Origin of the sequence: Listeria grandensis FSL F6-0971, from assembly GCF_000525835.1 — a bacterium.
Lineage (GTDB): Bacteria > Bacillota > Bacilli > Lactobacillales > Listeriaceae > Listeria_A > Listeria_A grandensis.
In genome coordinates, this window is record NZ_AODD01000012.1 from 61,297 (window position 1) to 77,944 (window position 16,648).

Sequence of the window (16,648 nt, forward strand, 5' to 3'; positions counted from 1 at the left end):
TTTTTGAATATAAGTGATCAACCTAGTTTTTGCAAGGGCTAATAGTTGTTTTCCGAGCATATGTTTTGTAGAATAGAGTTAGTATTACTTTATAATTATTATAAAAACGGAGGTATGTGTGAATGACAAAAAAAACTAACAACAAACCAAGGTGTTCCAATCGGTGATAACCAGAATTCGATGACGGCTGGGCGTCGTGGACCAACATTATTAGAAGATTACGTGCTGATTGAAAAGTTAGCTCATTTCGATCGCGAACGTGTTCCTGAACGTGTCGTACATGCTCGTGGAACTGGTGCACATGGCGTATTTAAAGTGAAGAATAGCATGAAGAAATATACGAAAGCAGCATTTTTACAAGAAGAAGGACAAGAAACAGAGGTTTTTGCCCGTTTTTCTACTGTAATTCATGGTTTGCATTCTCCGGAAACATTGCGTGATCCACGTGGATTTGCGGTTAAATTTTATACAGAAGAGGGAAATTATGATTTTGTTGGTAATAACTTGCCTGTATTCTTTATTCGCGATGCAATTAAATTCCCGGATGTTATCCATTCGCTCAAGCCTGATCCAAGTACGAATATGCAAGACGGAAACCGTTACTGGGACTTCTTTAGCTTGACTCCGGAGGCTGTGACAATGCTTACATACTTGTTCAGCGATGAAGGAATTCCTGCTTCTTACCGCCAAATTCGTGGTTCTAGTGTCCATGCATTCAAATGGACAAACGAAGAAGGCAAAACCGTTTATATCAAAATGCGTTGGGTGCCAAAAGCGGGTATCGTGAACCTTTCGACAGACCAAGCGTCACAAATCCAAGCAAAAGAGTTCAGCCATGCGACTCGCGATCTTCATGAAGCGATCGAAAACGGCGATTTCCCTGAGTGGGATTTGTTTATTCAAGTGCTTGACCCAGCGGATATCGATAACTATGATTTTAACCCGCTTGATGCGACGAAAGATTGGTTTGAAGACGTGTTCCCGTATGAGCATGTTGGAACGATGACGCTAAACCGCAATCCAGAAAACATTTTTGCGGAAACGGAATCGGTTGGTTTTAACCCTGGTGTACTTGTACCGGGAATTTTGCCATCGGAGGATCGTATGTTACAAGGTCGTTTGTTCTCGTATTCGGATACGCAGCGTCACCGTGTAGGCCCGAATTACTTGCAGTTGCCAATTAACAGTCCAAAAGTGGATGTGAACAACAACCAGCGTGATGGCGCAATGCCGTTCAAACAGCAAACGAGCTCGATTAACTATGAGCCAAATAGCTATGACAACACGCCGAAAGAAACGCCGCGTTATGTGGAAGATGAGCAAGAATTGATCGCGGGTATCGTTGGTCGTTTGGAGCAAGAAAAGCCGAACAACTTCGGTCATGCGCGTGAGGTTTGGAATCGTTATTCTGACGCGGAACGTGATGCGTTAGTGAACAATATCGTTGGCGATTGGGAAGGCGTACGTGAGGACATTCGTGTTCGTAATCTGCGCAACTTCTACCAAGTGGAGCCAGTCTTTGCAGAACGCGTAGCAAAAGGAACGGGTATTGATTTGGAGAAACATATTTCTGATTTGAAATAAGTTAAGATGAACCGGTGGGGCGTGATGCTCTGCCGGTTTTGTTGTTAGGGCTGTTCGCATTGCAATGAGTTACAGCTCCAATATGCATGAGAGCGAAGCGAACATGTAAACCTTACTATCCGGATTTTTTTTATCGCTCAAGAAGGTAAAAATAATGTCTACTATATACAATGACAAAAATAGTTTTGTAGTGACAGCTGAAAATAAAAAAGTTGTTTGTATTGAGTTAGTGAATGAAGTTCCTAACCAAAATTTCTCGACGGAAAAAAATATAAAACTAGGTAGTACCTTCAAAGAAATAACAGCGGCGTGCGGAGCGATACGGGGATGTAATAGAGTATCAAGATTCTAATACAAATCAAAAACTTGTAATAGGATTGTTTAATGATAAAGTTAGTTTGATGATATTTTATAATTACGAAAAATTTGATTATCCATTCTAATAATAGCTGATAAAAATAAGCCAGACAAAAGGATAAGAAATCGCATGAAAATAACATTTGGAAAAATGGATTCATGCGATTTTTTATCTTACTTTTAAAGTTAGAATTCAACTTTTACGGGGAATAAGATAAGGAACGCAAAGGGAGATGAGGCAGATGATCCGATTTATCAAAGACCATTGGTTGATGTTGGGTATTATGATTATTGGTTTGCTATTTATTATCGTGCCTGTTTTGATGCGGAGTATTGATAATGAGCTGACGATTGATGGAATGTATAACTTTATCGGCTCGTTTTTTGGAATTATTGGTGCTGTGATGCTTGCTTTTAGTGAGACGAAACAGCAAAATAAGGCGTTAAGAGATGAGATTGATATGAATGCTCGGAAGGAACGGCAGATTCAAGCTGAATTTTTATACAAGGAATTGCTTTTTCAAAAGATCGAGAAGACGTACGGTTTGCTGAACACGGCGATTTATAAAAACGAGGAAATAATGAGCTTTATCAAGGATATTGGGCAGATTTTGGAGAGTGAGAAAATACGGGCACGGTTGATTGAAAATCGGAATGAAACGGAGAAGTATATTCATGAGATTGAGTTGATGAGCATTTATTTTCCGGAGGATCTGGAGAAGGTGAAGTTGATTGTGTCGACATTTAATTATAGTAATAAATATTTGAGCACGATGGAACATGAGCTTTTAATCGGTGATTCGAAAGGATTTCGGCTGGAGCTTGAGAACTACAGAGCTGTGATTAAGCGACTTGTGAAGTTGATGGATGAGCTGTCGATCGATATGTTGGGCAGTATGAACGTTGAGATAAATAAGCTAAATGATATTGGGAATACGGTTTAGACACGACTTGGCAAATTCTTGTGTCTTTTTAGTGAGAAAACCTTTATAATAGAAACATGAGTGGAATATAAAATGAGGAAAGCCGATGCGCTTTTCGATCAAAGGAGTTCATTTAAATGGCATTAACAGCTGGTATCGTTGGTCTTCCAAACGTTGGGAAATCGACGCTTTTTAACGCAATTACGAAATCAAAAGTAGAAGCGGCAAACTATCCGTTCGCGACAATTGAACCAAATATGGGGATCGTTGAGGTTCCTGATTCGCGTCTGAATAAACTGACGGAACTTGTGAAACCGAAGAAAACAGTCCCAACAACGTTCGAATTTACGGATATTGCGGGTATTGTAAAGGGCGCGAGTAAGGGCGAGGGTCTTGGAAATCAGTTCTTGTCGCATATTCGTCAAGTGGACGCGATTTGCCATGTGACACGCTGTTTTGAAGATGAGAACATCACACACGTGGAAGGCCGTATTGATCCATTAGATGATATCGCGGTCATTAATCTGGAGCTTATTTTGGCGGATTTAGAGACGGTTGATAAACGCATTAGCCGTGTTGAAAAATTAGCGACGAAGCAAAAAGATAAAGACGCGATTGCGGAATATAATGTTCTTTTGAAGCTGAAAGAGGCTTTGGAAAATGATAAACCAGCGCGCGCCGTAGAGTTTAACGATGATGAGGATAAAATTGTTCGTGGGTTGTTCTTGTTGACTCGCAAACCGGTATTATATGTAGCGAACGTGGCAGAGGATGAAGTTGGCGATCCGGACAACAATAAATACGTGCAACAAGTGCGTGAACTGGCTGCTGGTGAGGGCTCAGAGGTTATCGTGATCTGTGCTCGTGCGGAGGAAGAGATTGCTGAGTTGGACGAAGAAGATAAGGCGGAATTCCTTGAGGCGCTTGGCATTGAAGAGTCTGGTTTGGATCAGTTGATTCGTGCAGCATACTCGTTGCTTGGCTTATCTACTTATTTCACAGCAGGTGTTCAGGAAGTTCGTGCTTGGACATTCCGCAATGGTATGAAGGCTCCAGCATGTGCCGGCGTTATTCATACGGACTTTGAACGTGGCTTTATTCGTGCGGAAGTGGTTTCCTACGATGACCTTCTAGAACATGGTTCAGAACAAGCTGCAAAAGTAGCCGGACGACTACGTTCAGAGGGGAAAGAGTACGTGATGAAAGATGGAGATGTTGTACATTTCCTATTTAATGTATAAAGCTCTGCATAAGAAGAGGCTAGGAATCACGGTTCCTAGCCTCTTTGCTTATTTTTTAAATAGAAAATCTAGAATCATGTCACCAATTCGGCGGTTTTCTCCTTGATATGGGAAAGCATGGATGTTGATAGCCGGATTGAAATTGAGCTCAATCACAGCATAGGGACCATTTGCCATTGTTTCACGTGAAACAATGATATCCACGCCGCAAAGGTTGGCATCAACAACTTTAGCACATTCAATCGCTAGTTCTTGGTAGTAGGGATGAATCAGATCGGTCACGTCAATACTATCGCCGCCGGTGCTGATATTTGAGTTTTCGCGTAGATAGACTACTTGGCCGCTAGGAGGAACATCAGACATCGTAAAACCTTGCATAGAAAGCATCAACGTTTCCTCAGGGCCTTTTAAAATTTCTTCTAGAGGTTTAAGGTGGTCGGTGCCTCGCAATGGATCAAGGTTTTTTTCATCGATCAGTTCGGAAACGGTATGAATGCCATCGCCTGTTACGTTGGCAGGAATGCGCTTCAGAATACCGGCTATTTTGCCATCGATGACTAAGAAACGATATTCGTCGCCAGGGATATAGGTTTCAATAATGACCGAGGAGTCGTAACTAAATGCTATTTTCAACGCTTCCTCATAGTCTTTCTGCGTGAAACCATCTTTGAAAATACTGATTCCTATGCCAAAGTTGGTAGATTTAGGTTTGACGACAATAGGTTTGTCAGCAAACATCTCAAAATTAGCTTGAGCTGTTTTGAGATCGGAAAAATTGCGGCCATGTGGCACTTCAATGCCGTGTTCTGCTAGCACCTGCTTCGTCACGACTTTATTTTCCATGATTAGCGCGCTAATATAGCTATCGCGAGCGGTTTTCGTTGCTTGTTTAATATATTCAACTTGATTCCCTTTTTCTAAACGAATAAAATTTTCTTCACGGTCGAGGAGCTCGATTGCGAATCCTTTTGTAACAGCTGATTTCAGCACGATTTGTGTGGAAAGCTCCATGTCTTCGTAACCAATTAATTTGTATGCGTTTTGGAGGCTCTCACTTAGATAGATTCTTGCTTTTTCAAGATGGAAGGGAACGAATGATTCGGGTGTTGCTACGAGCTGCGCGGCTACTGTTTTTTCAGGGTTTCTGCTGATCTCGCGCTGTTCGGCTAGTAAGTCTAAAAATTCAGCGGAACCTACTTGCTTGGCGACTTGTTCCATTTCTGTTAGAAGTTTGTCGACCGCTTTTTCAAATGGGATTTCCGAACCGTTTACAAAAATATCAGGTTGTGAGAGGCCATCGCTTGCGATACGTTCTTCATTTTCATCAGATTGTTCTTGATGCGATTTGTCGAAGGCTTCGCTTTCTGTTAGGAGGCCCGTCACAAGGAGCAACTGGATAAAATGCATCGTCTCTTTCGTGATACCGTTTGGGTCGAAAGGGTTGAGATCTAGGGAGCGGATTTCAATATATTCGACGCCAGCTTCAGCGAGACCAGCTAGTGACTGATCGGTATGGGAATTTTTCAATCGAATCGGGTTGTACAGCTCGCGCATGCTGTCGATTTTTCCGTTATCGATCCATGATTGAATGCTAGCAATGTAATTGTCAAAACTACAATAATCCACATGTAGCGAACATTTATTTTTATATCCGGCGTGACTATTACGCAAGGAGACGCCGTTTTTCAGCATCAGATCGGATGTTTCACGTGAAACTTCGTTCGTCGCGGGTTTACTTAGAAAATCTGGAAGGTAAATCGGGCTTGCTCCAGTTAAATAAAGCAGGAACCAGCGATTTTGCATGAAATATTTGGCGACTTTGAGGTATATTTGGTTTTTGAAGTCTTGTAAAGTTTTTTCGCCGCCCAGTTTTTCGTGAAGATCAGCCAAGAACGCATCTGAGAACGAAAAATTATAGTGAATGCCAGAAAATAATTGGATTTTCTTCCCGTATTCGCGTGCCAAATGCTCCCGGTATAGTCGACTTGCTGACTGTGGATTTTGGTAGACCGCGATGGGAATATCTTGTTCTGCTGGAAGGATTGGCGGGTTACTATTTGGCCATAAATATTCGTCTCGAATACGGTCAGATACGATATTTTGCAGATTTTCCATTGCAGTATAAACTTCGTCAACAGAATTGCTGACGGGAGTAATCATCTCGATTTGACTCTCTGAGAAATCCGTTTTTATATACGGATTTTCTTCTTTTAAGCCAAAAAATTTCAGGGTGGGGTGTGAGTGACAAATTCCCGTTTTTATCTACCCGCACATTTTCTTTTTCAAGCCCAAAGTTTCCTTCAAATAGCCGTTTTTTCAAATCGGCGTGTTGTTCTAGTATTGGAAACAAATTATCATTTTTATATAGCACGATTTCACCTTCTTGTAGTCCATTTTGTTTACTAGATTTATCTTACAATAATTATGGTCAATAGTATACAAAAGGGTTTTAGATTACTAAAATTTCAAAGTGAAATATTAAAGAAATATTTTTGAAATAATTGTAATGAATAACTTTACTTTCAGAACGGTACTAGTTATAATAGGACACATGAGGAGAGTGATAGTAATGTATACTATAAATTCTCAAAGTCATGTTCCAATTTATGAGCAAATTGTGGCGATCATTAAGGACTATTGTATCCGAGGAGTTCTAGAGCCGGGCGAAAAATTGATGAGTGTTCGCGAGATGTCGGCGCATATTCTGGTGAACCCAAATACGGTAAGTAAAGCCTACAAAGAATTGGAGCGCATCGGTATAATCGAGACCAAACTTGGAAAAGGGGCGTATGTAGCGTATTCTAGAGATAATGGACCAAATCAAGAGGCATTAGCTCTATTTCGGAAGAATTTGGAACAATTGATTTTGGAAGCGAATTATTTACAGATTGAGGAACAGGAATTAAAAGGATTAGTGAGTGCATATTATACGAGCCTGGAGGGATAGAAGTAGATGATTATTGATGGAGTCACAAAAAGTATTGAGGGAAATTTAGTTTTAGAAGATGTTTCTTTTGAACTCAAGCCTGGTGAGATTACTGCGCTTATTGGGCGCAACGGTGTTGGGAAGACGACGCTTTTCTCGATTATTGCGGGAATGTATATAGCTGATGCAGGCCAAGTTGCAATTGATGGCTATGATTTGCGCAAGTACCCGGCTTTAAAAAAGAACATCTTCTTTCTTGAGGATAATATGAACTACTTTAATTCGTACAGCGTGAAAGCGGTCGTGAAAATTTATAAAAATGTGTACGCAACGTTTGATGAAGCGTTTTTTGATATGTTAATGGAGCGTTTTGAGCTGCCAAAAAAAGCAAGAGTGATGTCGTTTTCAAAGGGACGGAAGGCGTTATTTTTCATGATTTTGGCTTTTTCACTGGATGTTCGGTATTTATTGTTGGATGAGCCGATGGACGGTCTGGATGTGATTGTGAAAAAGCAGTTGCTTCAGTTTATTCTAGAGACAGTGGCGGATCGGAATACGAGTGTGCTGATTGCGTCGCATCGTTTGGACGAGCTTGAGATGGTGGCGGATCGTGTGTTGGTTTTAAAAGGTTCTAAATTGGAGCTCGATTATTATTTGGAAACGTTGCGTGATGCGGCTTTGAAGATACAGGTTGCCTTTAAGGCGAAGCATATTCCGGATTTTGTGAAACAGGAATCGGAGTTGTTGCAGCGAAATGGCCGGATTTATACGTTGCTTGTAACGGAGAACGTGGATGACTTTGTGGCTCAAATTAAAGCAGAGGAACCGATTCTTTATCAGGAAATGGCGATTACAATTGAAGATGTATTTACAATCCGTTTAGCAGATGACAAGATAGACTACTACGAGATATAGGAGGAGAAGAAGCATGTTAAATAAGCATTTGTGGTTGAAAGAGTGGCATGGCGTGAGATGGATCGTTGTTGCTTGATGCTTTTATTTCTATATGCACAAACGGGTGGGCTATATTTGGATGCGGATACCTGGCAGGAGCAGTATGATTACTATCAATCGGATGGTTTTGCGAAGGAACAGCAGCAATCTCCGGACGATGCTAAAATGTCGCCCAAAGATGTTAAATTGAGCTTGACGCTGGATCATTTTGCAGCGGGCTTTCCTGGGGACAGTTATCAACCTACTTATACGATGGGGCAATTTTATATTGGCCTTAGCATATTGGTTGTTATCTTAGGTTTGGCGATGGTTAGTTGGGAACGATATACGCGGAAAGATCATTTTTCTTTGGCGGCACCATTTAAGCGTAGTAGCATGATTATTGTGAAGATTTTGGTTGGAGGTCTGTCGATTGTTGTGACATACAGTGTCAGTTTATGGCTAGGTTTGCAACACCTTTTCAGCGTTATTCCAAGCGAATACATTGATTTAGATATGAAAAAAGTTTACTTAGGCTTGATTGGGAATTTGGGAACTTTCTTACTGTTGTTTGTGCTGGCGTTATTTTTGGGGACGATCATGGGTGAGTTGATGGCAACAATCATTGCGGTTGTTATTGTTACGATGATGCCACGGTATATTTATACTATCTGGATGGTACTGGTGCAATTACTTGATCCAAAACTAGATTCATCGACACTAACCAATTGGACGTCTTATGCCAATATTTTTGTAATATTTGGAAATAGCGAATTTCAGTATGGGCCTTTTATTTTTCAGATGTTGGTGTTGTTACTTTTAGGCTGGGGAGCGGTCTTTTTCTACAAGCGCAATTCGATTGAAAAAAATGGAAAAGTACTGATGTTTTCGTATTTGCGGATTCCGAGCGCGCTATTTATTTCATTTGCGAGCATGATTTTGATCACTAGTTTTTGGATAAATGGAAACATGGATGAAATGCCTTCGTTGCTTAGTTTTCTGGTCATTAGTTTGGGCTCGTTTCTCGGTTGTTTGTTTATTTGCTATATGGTGCTTTATCGGAATACATGGGTACGAAGGTAGGAGGGATCTGTATGTGGGAAAAGGGGCTTTGGTACAAGGAATGGCGGGGAATTAGGTGGGTTATTCCGCTTGTTTTTCTCGTGTTTTTGTTAGCTTTTTTTGTGGGCTTGGTGAATGAGGCGGGGGCTTGGAATAAGAGTCAGGATCATTACAAATCGGAAGCGTTTCGGTTGGAGCAGGAACTCGATCCGGATTTTGCGATGACGAAACAGGAGATTAAGGACGATCTTACGGTTCGTTATTTGGCGTATGAGACCAAGTTGACGGATAAAATCGACCTGTATACATATTTTTTCTTTAGCTTTACAGTGAGTGTGCCGTTTACGTTGACACTTGTTTTGTCGGTGGTTTTTGGGATGTGCGCGATTATTTTGGAACGATACACGCGTGGGAACCATTTTACGGCGGTATTACCGTATTCGAAAAAAGCGATTTTAGGTGTTAAGGTGCTACTTGGGATAGCTGTGATTACGGTGAGCTATTTTGTGAGTCTGGGACTAGGATTTTGGTATTTTTCATCGCAGGTTCCGGCTGAATTTATTGATTTCGATGCGCAAAAATTGGTGATGGATGTGATTGGAACTTGGCTTGCCTACTTGCTCCTGTTTTTGTTGCCGATCGTTGTGGGCTATTTGATTGGATCGCCGCTTGGTGGGATTATGATTACGGCGGGTTTATTGTTGTTGCCGAACATGATTTTGTCTTTTGTGGGGCATTTGAGTGCGTTTTTGAATAAGGGAGAGACGGGGGAATTGGCGTATTGGTGCGATTATTTCCGGATTTTTGAGCCGTTGGGTTTTATTAGACCTGCGTATGGACCGTTGCTTTTACAAGGGGGATTGCTACTCACTTTTGTGTTGGTGGCTTGGTTTGCGGCGGAACGGGAATCGCTTGAGACGAATGGGAGATTGTTTGTTTTTCAGAGAATGCGCGCATGGGGAATGGGGATTTTTAGTGTTTTTACGGGGATGTTTGTGGCTAATATGATTCAGGATTTTGTGAAGTTAACTGGAATCGCTGGATTGGTGCTGTTTTTAATTGTTTTTTGTTTGAGTGGGATTAGCTTTATTATGTTTGCGATTCGGCTTGTTTATGGGAAGCGGTTGTAATTTTTTATAATTATATTTCTACTGGGAACTATATTGGGTTATAATAGAGGTAGTATGTTTGAGGGAGGATTTTATCGGTGACAACAGAAGCAGAAACAGTAAAGCCTGAGATTGGCGAGATGAAGGCGAATTTGACGAAGCGTAACTTGCAATATGTTCAGGAAGTGGAGAAGCATCTTCGTGAGGCTGGGCAATATGGTGAGGAGCAACAGGCAAATTTGATCTATGAAATGACGGAGAAAGTGCTTGAGAATCAGAAACAAGGTGTGACGGCGCGGAAATTATTTGACGTGACGCCTACAGAATATGTGAAAGCTTTGACGGTGAAAGCGGCGCCGACTGGTGAAGTTGCAGGGAAATGGTGGATTGCACTGGATGGCGGCTTGCTCGTACTTGGTGCGATGATGCTGATCAGTGGTGTGAGCGCGATTTTCCAAGGGCAAACGCTCGGTCTTGCCGTGCTATTCGTGACGTTTCTTGTCGGTGGTGGTGCGATGATGGTGTTGCGTAAATACGCTGGTGCCATGCGTCAAGGTGAAAAAGGTGGAACGTGGAAGTATCTCTTGATCGCGATGGTTGTTATTGTTGTGTGGATGACGATTATGACGGTGGTGCAGGTGGTAGTTCCGGCGAAATGGAATGTTGCGTTAGAACCTTATCCGACGGTGATTGTTGGTGCAGCGCTGTTGGCATTACGTTTCTACTTGAAGAAAAAGAAAAATATCCCGAATTTATAAATGATAATGTGATGCTGTTTCTTAATAGGAGCAGCATCTTTTAATAGAAAGGATGATTATGATGGTAGAAAAATTGAAGATTTTTAATTTGGAGCATCAGCAGATTGGGACGGCGAGTCGGGATGATGTGCATCATAAGGGCTTGTGGCATGAGACGTTTCATTGTTGGTTTGTGTCGGAGGACTTGACGCGGATTTTTATTCAGTATCGGAGTGAGCAGAAGCGGGACTTTGCGGGGCTGTATGATATTACGGCAGCGGGGCATTTGACGGAGGATGAGACGGTGCTGGATGGGATTCGTGAGGTGAAGGAGGAGCTTGGTGTTGAGGTGGCGGCGAATGAGCTGGTTTCGCTCGGCGTGATTGATACGAGTTATGTTTCACCGGGGTTTGTGGATCGCGAGTTTTGCCATGTGTTTTTGTATAGGTTTGCGGGAAATTTAGCGGATTTCAGGTTGCAGGAAGAAGAGGTTGGCGGAATGGTGACGGCTGATCTGCAGGCATTTCGGGCTTTCTTTAAAGGGGAATCGGACGGGCTTCGTGTGGAGGGCTTTAAGTTGTGCGACGCAGGGATTGAGATCGTGAATGAGGTGCTTGGCATGCGCCAGTTTACGCTGGAGGAGAATAATTATTACGGGAAATTAGTAAGCGCGATGGAGTTGCGGGGAATATTATAGAGGATGCGAAAAATATTTCCCGGGAAATAACGGCTAGCTTTTCATTTTGGAATATGACATAATGAAGTCGTGAAACCTTTAGTTGAAAGGGTGAGTAGTGAATGTTTCCTTATGAGATAGTCAGTAAGTTTACTGAAACAGAGTTGCATTTGTACAGATACATAATGGATAATTCTGAAAAAGTGATGTACATGCGGGTTCGCGAGTTGGCGGATGAAACGCATGTCTCGGCGGCATCGATTGTTCGTTTTACGAGGAAACTTGGGTACGATGGCTTTTCGGAGTTTAAGGTACAGTTGAAGCAGGCATCCAAGGAGAAGGGCAAGAAGAAGACGGCGGATACGATTGAAGTTTTGGAGGAGTTTTTCGAGCGGACGTTGCGTCGGGATTATGATGTGAGTTTGGATAAGGCTGTAGATATTATTGATGACGCGCAACTTGTCGTATTTGTAGGAATCGGGACATCGGGTATTTTGGCGGAGTATGGGTCGCGCTTTTTCTCGAATTTGCAGAAGCGGACGTTTTATATTAAGGACCCGTTTTATCCGAACGCGGCGCAGCAGTTTGATAATGCGGTGATGGTCATTTTGTCGGTTTCTGGGGAGACGCCGCAGGTTATTTTGCAGGCGCAGAACATGAAGCAGTACGGAAGCAAGATTATCAGCATTACGAATTCTAGCAAAAATACGCTCGCAGGGCTTTCGGATATTAATATTCCTTATTTTGTGACGCAGGAAATGATTCATGAGACGAATATTACGACGCAGATTCCGGTTTTATTTTTGCTTGAGGCGATGGCGAAGAAAACGTATAATAGGCATCAAATATAAAATAAGGCGGAAAATTCCTAGTTTGGAGTTCTCCGCCTTATTTTTAGATTTTTGTTAGGAGTAAATGATGATACGCCGCGCCGAGTAAGCCGGCTTGGTTTTTGTGTGAGACGAGTCCGAGTTCGGTGTCGCGAAGGCCGAAGAAGGCCATGTGGTGTTTGAGTTCGGCAAGGAATGTTGGCCGATCTGTGATGCCGCCACCGATGAAGATGTGGCTCGGATCGAAGCAGTAAATCAGGTTGTATAAGCCGGTGCAAAGGCCTGTGTAGAAGTCGTGGATTAGTTTTTCCGCAATCGGGTCGTGATTATCGTAAGCTGCGAAAATTTCTTCACCGGTGATTCCGTGTAGGTCTTTGCCTGTATGTGCCGCGTATTGGCGACGCAAAACAAGTAAGCTGGTGGTCTGATTCAAAGTGTACGTGCCGGGTTCGTAACTGCCGGGACGGTCACTGAAGAGGTAGCCGAATTCGCCAGCGCGGAATCGCGAGCCATTGTACAGTTTGCCATCAATGAAAATGCCGCCGCCGATGCCAGTTCCGATTGTCATACAGAGAAAATTATCCAAGTCTTGCGCGCCGCCTAGCCATTTTTCGCATAAAGCAACGCAATTGGCGTCGTTTTCGACGGTGACGGGAAGTCCGGTTTTCTTTTCTAAGTATTCGCGGATGGGGAAGTTATCGAAAGCTCGAATCGCGCCACCCATCGTGATAAAGCCAGTTTTTGGATTGATGTAGCCGGGCGCGCTGATTGCAACGCCCGCTACATCGTGTTTTTTCGTGTAATCGGAAATCCCTGCTAATATCAGTTCGCCATCAAAATCAGGGATTGTTAATTTTTCGTGTTGGAGAATATCGCCTTCACTCGAAACAATGCCCATCTTTAAGGTTGTTCCGCCGATATCAAATGCTGCAAGGTTTTTCATATTTTTCAACTCCTATTTTTCGCCTGTAGCTGTTGCGGACTCGGTTGCGTTCGCATCCATTTGGGCATCGCTCGCTGCTACTTTATTCGAAACGAGCACGAATGGTAGGTAACAGATGGTAGCGACGGCCAAGCATAGCAATCCGACGAGTAGTGCTAGCCAATTTCCGCCGGTACCAAGGAACGGAATCAGCGGGCCTGGTGTTGTCCAAGGCACTTGATACGCAACCGGTGGAATAATTTTGAAGTGAATGAAGAAGTAACCGATTAACGTGTTGATGGCTGGTACAAAGATGAACGGAATAACCATGATCGGATTCAGCACGATTGGAAGACCGAAAATAACGGGTTCGTTAATGTTGAAAAGCCCAGGCGCGATCGATAGTTTCGCGATATCGCGGTGATCGGCACGTTTGGAAGCGAAGAAAATCGCGATCAGAAGACCGAGCGTCATTCCAGAACCACCATAGTTCGCAAAAGCGTCATTTAGACCTGCCCACGTTGTTGGGTAAGGCGCGCCCCACGCGGAACCGTGCTGTGCGACATAGTTTAAGTTTGCCAAGTTAGGCTCTGTGAAAATGGTATCGCGGATTGCAGCAATCGTATTTGGACCGTGAATCCCAAGAACCCATAGTAAGTTGGAAATAAAGCCAAGTATTAGGACGGAATAAATATTCGTACCCATATCTTTTAGCGGTGATTGAATAACTGTATAAACAAGGTCATGCAAGCCTTCTGGAGCGATTAACGTAATCAAATAGTTCAAAACAGAGAACAAGATCATCACGAGAATAACTGGAATCAAAACTTTAAACGAACGAGAAACCGCGGGTGGCACTTGGGCTGGCATTTTGATGGTCAGTTTCGGTGCGCGTGCGAGACGGCTGAACACTTCCCCAGTAATAATACCGACGATGAGCGCTACGAAAAGCCCTTGAGCTCCTAAGAATTTTGTAGTCATGTAAGCTTGGTTATCGACAACAAGATACGGCGTGTAAATGATGAAAAACGAGCCGATTGCTGTCAAACCACATAAAAGATCATCTTGCTGGAAAAAGATAGCGAGATTTCGCGCTACTAAAAATGTGATAAGAATGGCCATAATATTGGTGGAACCTTGCAAGACCGGCGCGAAAATAGCCTGAGCTTCTGCGAGATTCGGGAATATCTTACCTAAAAATAAGATTTTAGCGATGAAACCGTCTGGACTAAGCACTGCGAAGTTGATTAAAAGGATAATCGACCCTGCCATGATTAAAGGAAAAACTAGAATAAATGCATCACGAATGGCCGCAATGTGCCGTTGTGAATTCAATTTGTTGGCAACTGGTACAAGTGCTTTCTCCATACCGTGTTCGAATTTTGTCATTAAACTCATAAAATGAACCTCCATTTTTGAAAAAGCGTTTGTTAACGCTTTCTTTTTAATTGCGATAAACCAAGTTTGCAAAACGCATTTGGGATACGTTTTGCAAACTTGACTCCCTAACTCTTACTCTTTAATTAAATTTGCCCCATTTTGCTCAATCGTCTTTTTATACCAATAGAAACTATCTTTTTTATAGCGTGCTAGCTCTTTTTCATCGTTTTCATCGCGGTCGACATACACGAAACCGTAACGTTTTTGATAGCCGTTGAGCCAGCTGAGTAGGTCTGTAAACGACCATGTGCAGTAGCCGAGCATTTCCACGCCATCGGTAATTGCTTCTTGAATCGCAAGGGAATGGGCGCGAATGTAGTCGATGCGGTACTCATCATGGATTTCGTTTCCTTCTTTTAATGTATCATATTCGCCGAGCCCGTTCTCCGTAATAAGTATCGGCAAACGGTAGCGACTTGCGATACGGCGAAGGCCAACGCGTAGACCGGTCGGATCGATATCCCAATCCCAGTTGGTTTTTTCAAGATATGGATTGTTCACATGACGGTAAACGCCAGGAAGTCCGCTTTCTTGTGTGGAGCCTTTTTCACCAGTGGTGTTCATTTTACCAACGCCGACGCCATCAAGCGGGTTCGCCGCGTTCGTCATCGTGCGGTAGTAATTGACGCCCATGAAATCTGGTTTTCCTTTTTTGAGAAGTTCGGTGTCGCCTGGTTCCACTTCTGGTGCAAAACCGTTTTCTTCGAGCCAATTCCAAACCGCGATTGGATATTCGCCCCACGTGTAGACGTCCATCCAGAGGTGCGCGTTGAATTCCTCGCTGTTATCGGCCGCTAGCGCGTTCTCAGGCTTGCCGTCGATCGCGTAATTAGGTCCGTATGCAAAACTTGGACCGATCTTGCCGTCCATTCCTAGTTCGCGGAATTTAGCGATAGCCGATGCGTTGGAAAGGTTGGCGATATGATTTGCTTGGAACATCCGTTTGTCGTCGGTAAGGCCGGGCGGGTGTAGCGCCAATTTGTAGCCGTGTGAGATGAAAACGTTCTGTTCGTTCAGTGTCACCCAGTATTTGACGCGGTCGCCGTAGCGCTTGAAGCAAACCTCGGCGTAGTCGGTGAAATCTTGGATAATGCGACGCGATTCCCAGCCGCCGTATTCGTCTTGAATGGCTTGCGGGATATCCCAATGGTAAAGCGTGATGACCGGCGTGATGTTGTTTGCTACGAGCTCATCGACTAAAGCATCGTAAAACGCGAGACCAGCTTCGTTCGCTTCGCCGTGACCTTTCGGGAAAATACGACTCCACGCGATGGAAAATCGGTAAGCTTTCAGGCCTTGTTCCGCCATGAGTGCGACATCTTCCTTGAAGCGGTGGTAGTGATCGACCGCCACATCACCATTTGTTCCTTTAAAAGTTTTGCCGGGAATGCGGACAAATTCATCCCAAACCGATGGGCCTTTGCCTTCTGTGTCCCAAGCACCTTCGACTTGGTAAGCCGCGGACGCCGAGCCCCAAAGGAAATCTTTTGGGAAAGGTTTTAACGTTTTATGTTGCATAATGCACCTCCGAATAAATTAGAAGACGTTTGACGCGCCGTCTATATGATCTAAATGTAAACGGTTTCGGTTGAAATGTAAATATGAATTGGTGAATTGGGTTGAAGTTTCAGCGGGTTGGAATATGTTTCAGGAATGAAACAGGGTGTTTCACTACTAGCGTTCAGGATTGAAAATCAAGCGTTTGGGACTAAAATGGTTTTTCGACTATTTTTTGTGCTAAAATTTGCATTAATATCGAAAGTGTCAATCTCAACTTGGGAGACTTTTAGTATTTACAATAAGAACATACATTCTTATAATGAATTAAGAGATTAAGAAAGGTGGTGATGCCATTTTGGCTTGATGGAAGTTTGGTATAGCAGGATTGAATAGATTTATAGTTAGAAA

Annotated in this window: 12 protein-coding genes and 2 pseudogenes; 10 read left to right on the forward strand and 4 right to left on the reverse strand. The window is 43.0% G+C overall.

The window, feature by feature from the left end; genetic code table 11:
• Positions 1-126: 126 nt before the first annotated feature.
• The 3 genes and pseudogenes from PGRAN_RS08375 to ychF form a co-directional block, all read left to right on the forward strand.
• Positions 127-1,584: pseudogene (locus PGRAN_RS08375) on the forward strand (catalase); the annotation flags it as partial.
• Between the two features lie 599 nt (positions 1,585-2,183).
• Complete coding sequence (locus PGRAN_RS08385) at positions 2,184-2,885, forward strand: hypothetical protein (protein WP_036066442.1); 702 nt, start codon at positions 2,184-2,186, stop codon at positions 2,883-2,885.
• A gap of 116 nt (positions 2,886-3,001) precedes the next feature.
• Positions 3,002-4,105 (forward strand): redox-regulated ATPase YchF, encoded by a 1,104-nt coding sequence (gene ychF / locus PGRAN_RS08390; RefSeq protein ID WP_036066443.1) that lies wholly within the window; start codon positions 3,002-3,004, stop codon positions 4,103-4,105.
• A 48-nt stretch (positions 4,106-4,153) separates the two neighbouring features.
• On the opposite strand, the pseudogene gshAB reads toward ychF, so the two are convergent.
• Positions 4,154-6,476: pseudogene (gshAB, locus tag PGRAN_RS08395) on the reverse strand (bifunctional glutamate--cysteine ligase GshA/glutathione synthetase GshB).
• 198 nt (positions 6,477-6,674) lie between these two features.
• Here gshAB and PGRAN_RS08400 point away from each other — a divergent pair.
• From PGRAN_RS08400 to PGRAN_RS08430, 7 genes are all read left to right on the forward strand, one after another.
• Positions 6,675-7,052: a GntR family transcriptional regulator gene (locus PGRAN_RS08400; protein WP_036066444.1), complete on the forward strand. Its 378-nt coding sequence runs from the start codon at positions 6,675-6,677 to the stop codon at positions 7,050-7,052.
• A 6-nt stretch (positions 7,053-7,058) separates the two neighbouring features.
• Positions 7,059-7,946: an ATP-binding cassette domain-containing protein gene (locus PGRAN_RS08405; protein WP_036066445.1), complete on the forward strand. Its 888-nt coding sequence runs from the start codon at positions 7,059-7,061 to the stop codon at positions 7,944-7,946.
• A 42-nt stretch (positions 7,947-7,988) separates the two neighbouring features.
• Positions 7,989-9,047, forward strand: coding sequence for an ABC transporter permease subunit (locus PGRAN_RS08410; protein WP_149024023.1), 1,059 nt, complete (start codon positions 7,989-7,991; stop codon positions 9,045-9,047).
• 11 nt (positions 9,048-9,058) lie between these two features.
• The gene (locus tag PGRAN_RS08415) at positions 9,059-10,156 is read left to right on the forward strand and encodes a hypothetical protein (protein WP_036066447.1); all 1,098 of its coding nucleotides are present in this window, start codon (positions 9,059-9,061) and stop codon (positions 10,154-10,156) included.
• Between the two features lie 77 nt (positions 10,157-10,233).
• Positions 10,234-10,893, forward strand: a complete 660-nt coding sequence (locus tag PGRAN_RS08420) for a DUF1129 domain-containing protein (protein ID WP_036066448.1) — start codon at positions 10,234-10,236, stop codon at positions 10,891-10,893.
• 58 nt (positions 10,894-10,951) lie between these two features.
• Entirely contained in the window at positions 10,952-11,569 is a 618-nt protein-coding gene (locus PGRAN_RS08425; RefSeq protein WP_036066501.1) for an NUDIX hydrolase, read from the forward strand.
• 101 nt (positions 11,570-11,670) lie between these two features.
• On the forward strand, positions 11,671-12,399 hold the full coding sequence (locus tag PGRAN_RS08430; protein WP_036066449.1) for a MurR/RpiR family transcriptional regulator: 729 nt from the start codon (positions 11,671-11,673) through the stop codon (positions 12,397-12,399).
• A 43-nt stretch (positions 12,400-12,442) separates the two neighbouring features.
• Here the strand turns inward: PGRAN_RS08430 and PGRAN_RS08435 are convergent, their stop codons facing one another.
• From PGRAN_RS08435 to PGRAN_RS08445, 3 genes are all read right to left on the reverse strand, one after another.
• Positions 12,443-13,321 (reverse strand): ROK family protein, encoded by an 879-nt coding sequence (locus PGRAN_RS08435; RefSeq protein ID WP_036066450.1) that lies wholly within the window; start codon positions 13,319-13,321, stop codon positions 12,443-12,445.
• 12 nt (positions 13,322-13,333) lie between these two features.
• The gene (locus PGRAN_RS08440) at positions 13,334-14,698 is read right to left on the reverse strand and encodes a PTS sugar transporter subunit IIC (RefSeq protein WP_036066452.1); all 1,365 of its coding nucleotides are present in this window, start codon (positions 14,696-14,698) and stop codon (positions 13,334-13,336) included.
• 114 nt (positions 14,699-14,812) lie between these two features.
• Positions 14,813-16,258, reverse strand: a complete 1,446-nt coding sequence (locus tag PGRAN_RS08445) for a glycoside hydrolase family 1 protein (protein ID WP_036066454.1) — start codon at positions 16,256-16,258, stop codon at positions 14,813-14,815.
• Between the last annotated feature and the right edge of the window lie 390 nt (positions 16,259-16,648).

Excerpts from the sequence above, each read along its gene's own strand:
- PGRAN_RS08425 (WP_036066501.1), top strand. The coding sequence starts at position 10,952 with ATGATGGTAGAAAAATTGAAGATTTTTAATTTGGAGCATCAGCAGATT.
- PGRAN_RS08445 (WP_036066454.1), bottom strand. The coding sequence starts at position 16,258 with ATGCAACATAAAACGTTAAAACCTTTCCCAAAAGATTTCCTTTGGGGC.
- PGRAN_RS08430 (WP_036066449.1), top strand. The coding sequence starts at position 11,671 with ATGTTTCCTTATGAGATAGTCAGTAAGTTTACTGAAACAGAGTTGCAT.
- PGRAN_RS08400 (WP_036066444.1), top strand. The coding sequence starts at position 6,675 with ATGTATACTATAAATTCTCAAAGTCATGTTCCAATTTATGAGCAAATT.
- PGRAN_RS08385 (WP_036066442.1), top strand. The coding sequence starts at position 2,184 with ATGATCCGATTTATCAAAGACCATTGGTTGATGTTGGGTATTATGATT.
- PGRAN_RS08415 (WP_036066447.1), top strand. The coding sequence starts at position 9,059 with ATGTGGGAAAAGGGGCTTTGGTACAAGGAATGGCGGGGAATTAGGTGG.
- PGRAN_RS08440 (WP_036066452.1), bottom strand. The coding sequence starts at position 14,698 with ATGAGTTTAATGACAAAATTCGAACACGGTATGGAGAAAGCACTTGTA.
- PGRAN_RS08435 (WP_036066450.1), bottom strand. The coding sequence starts at position 13,321 with ATGAAAAACCTTGCAGCATTTGATATCGGCGGAACAACCTTAAAGATG.
- ychF (WP_036066443.1), top strand. The coding sequence starts at position 3,002 with ATGGCATTAACAGCTGGTATCGTTGGTCTTCCAAACGTTGGGAAATCG.
- PGRAN_RS08405 (WP_036066445.1), top strand. The coding sequence starts at position 7,059 with ATGATTATTGATGGAGTCACAAAAAGTATTGAGGGAAATTTAGTTTTA.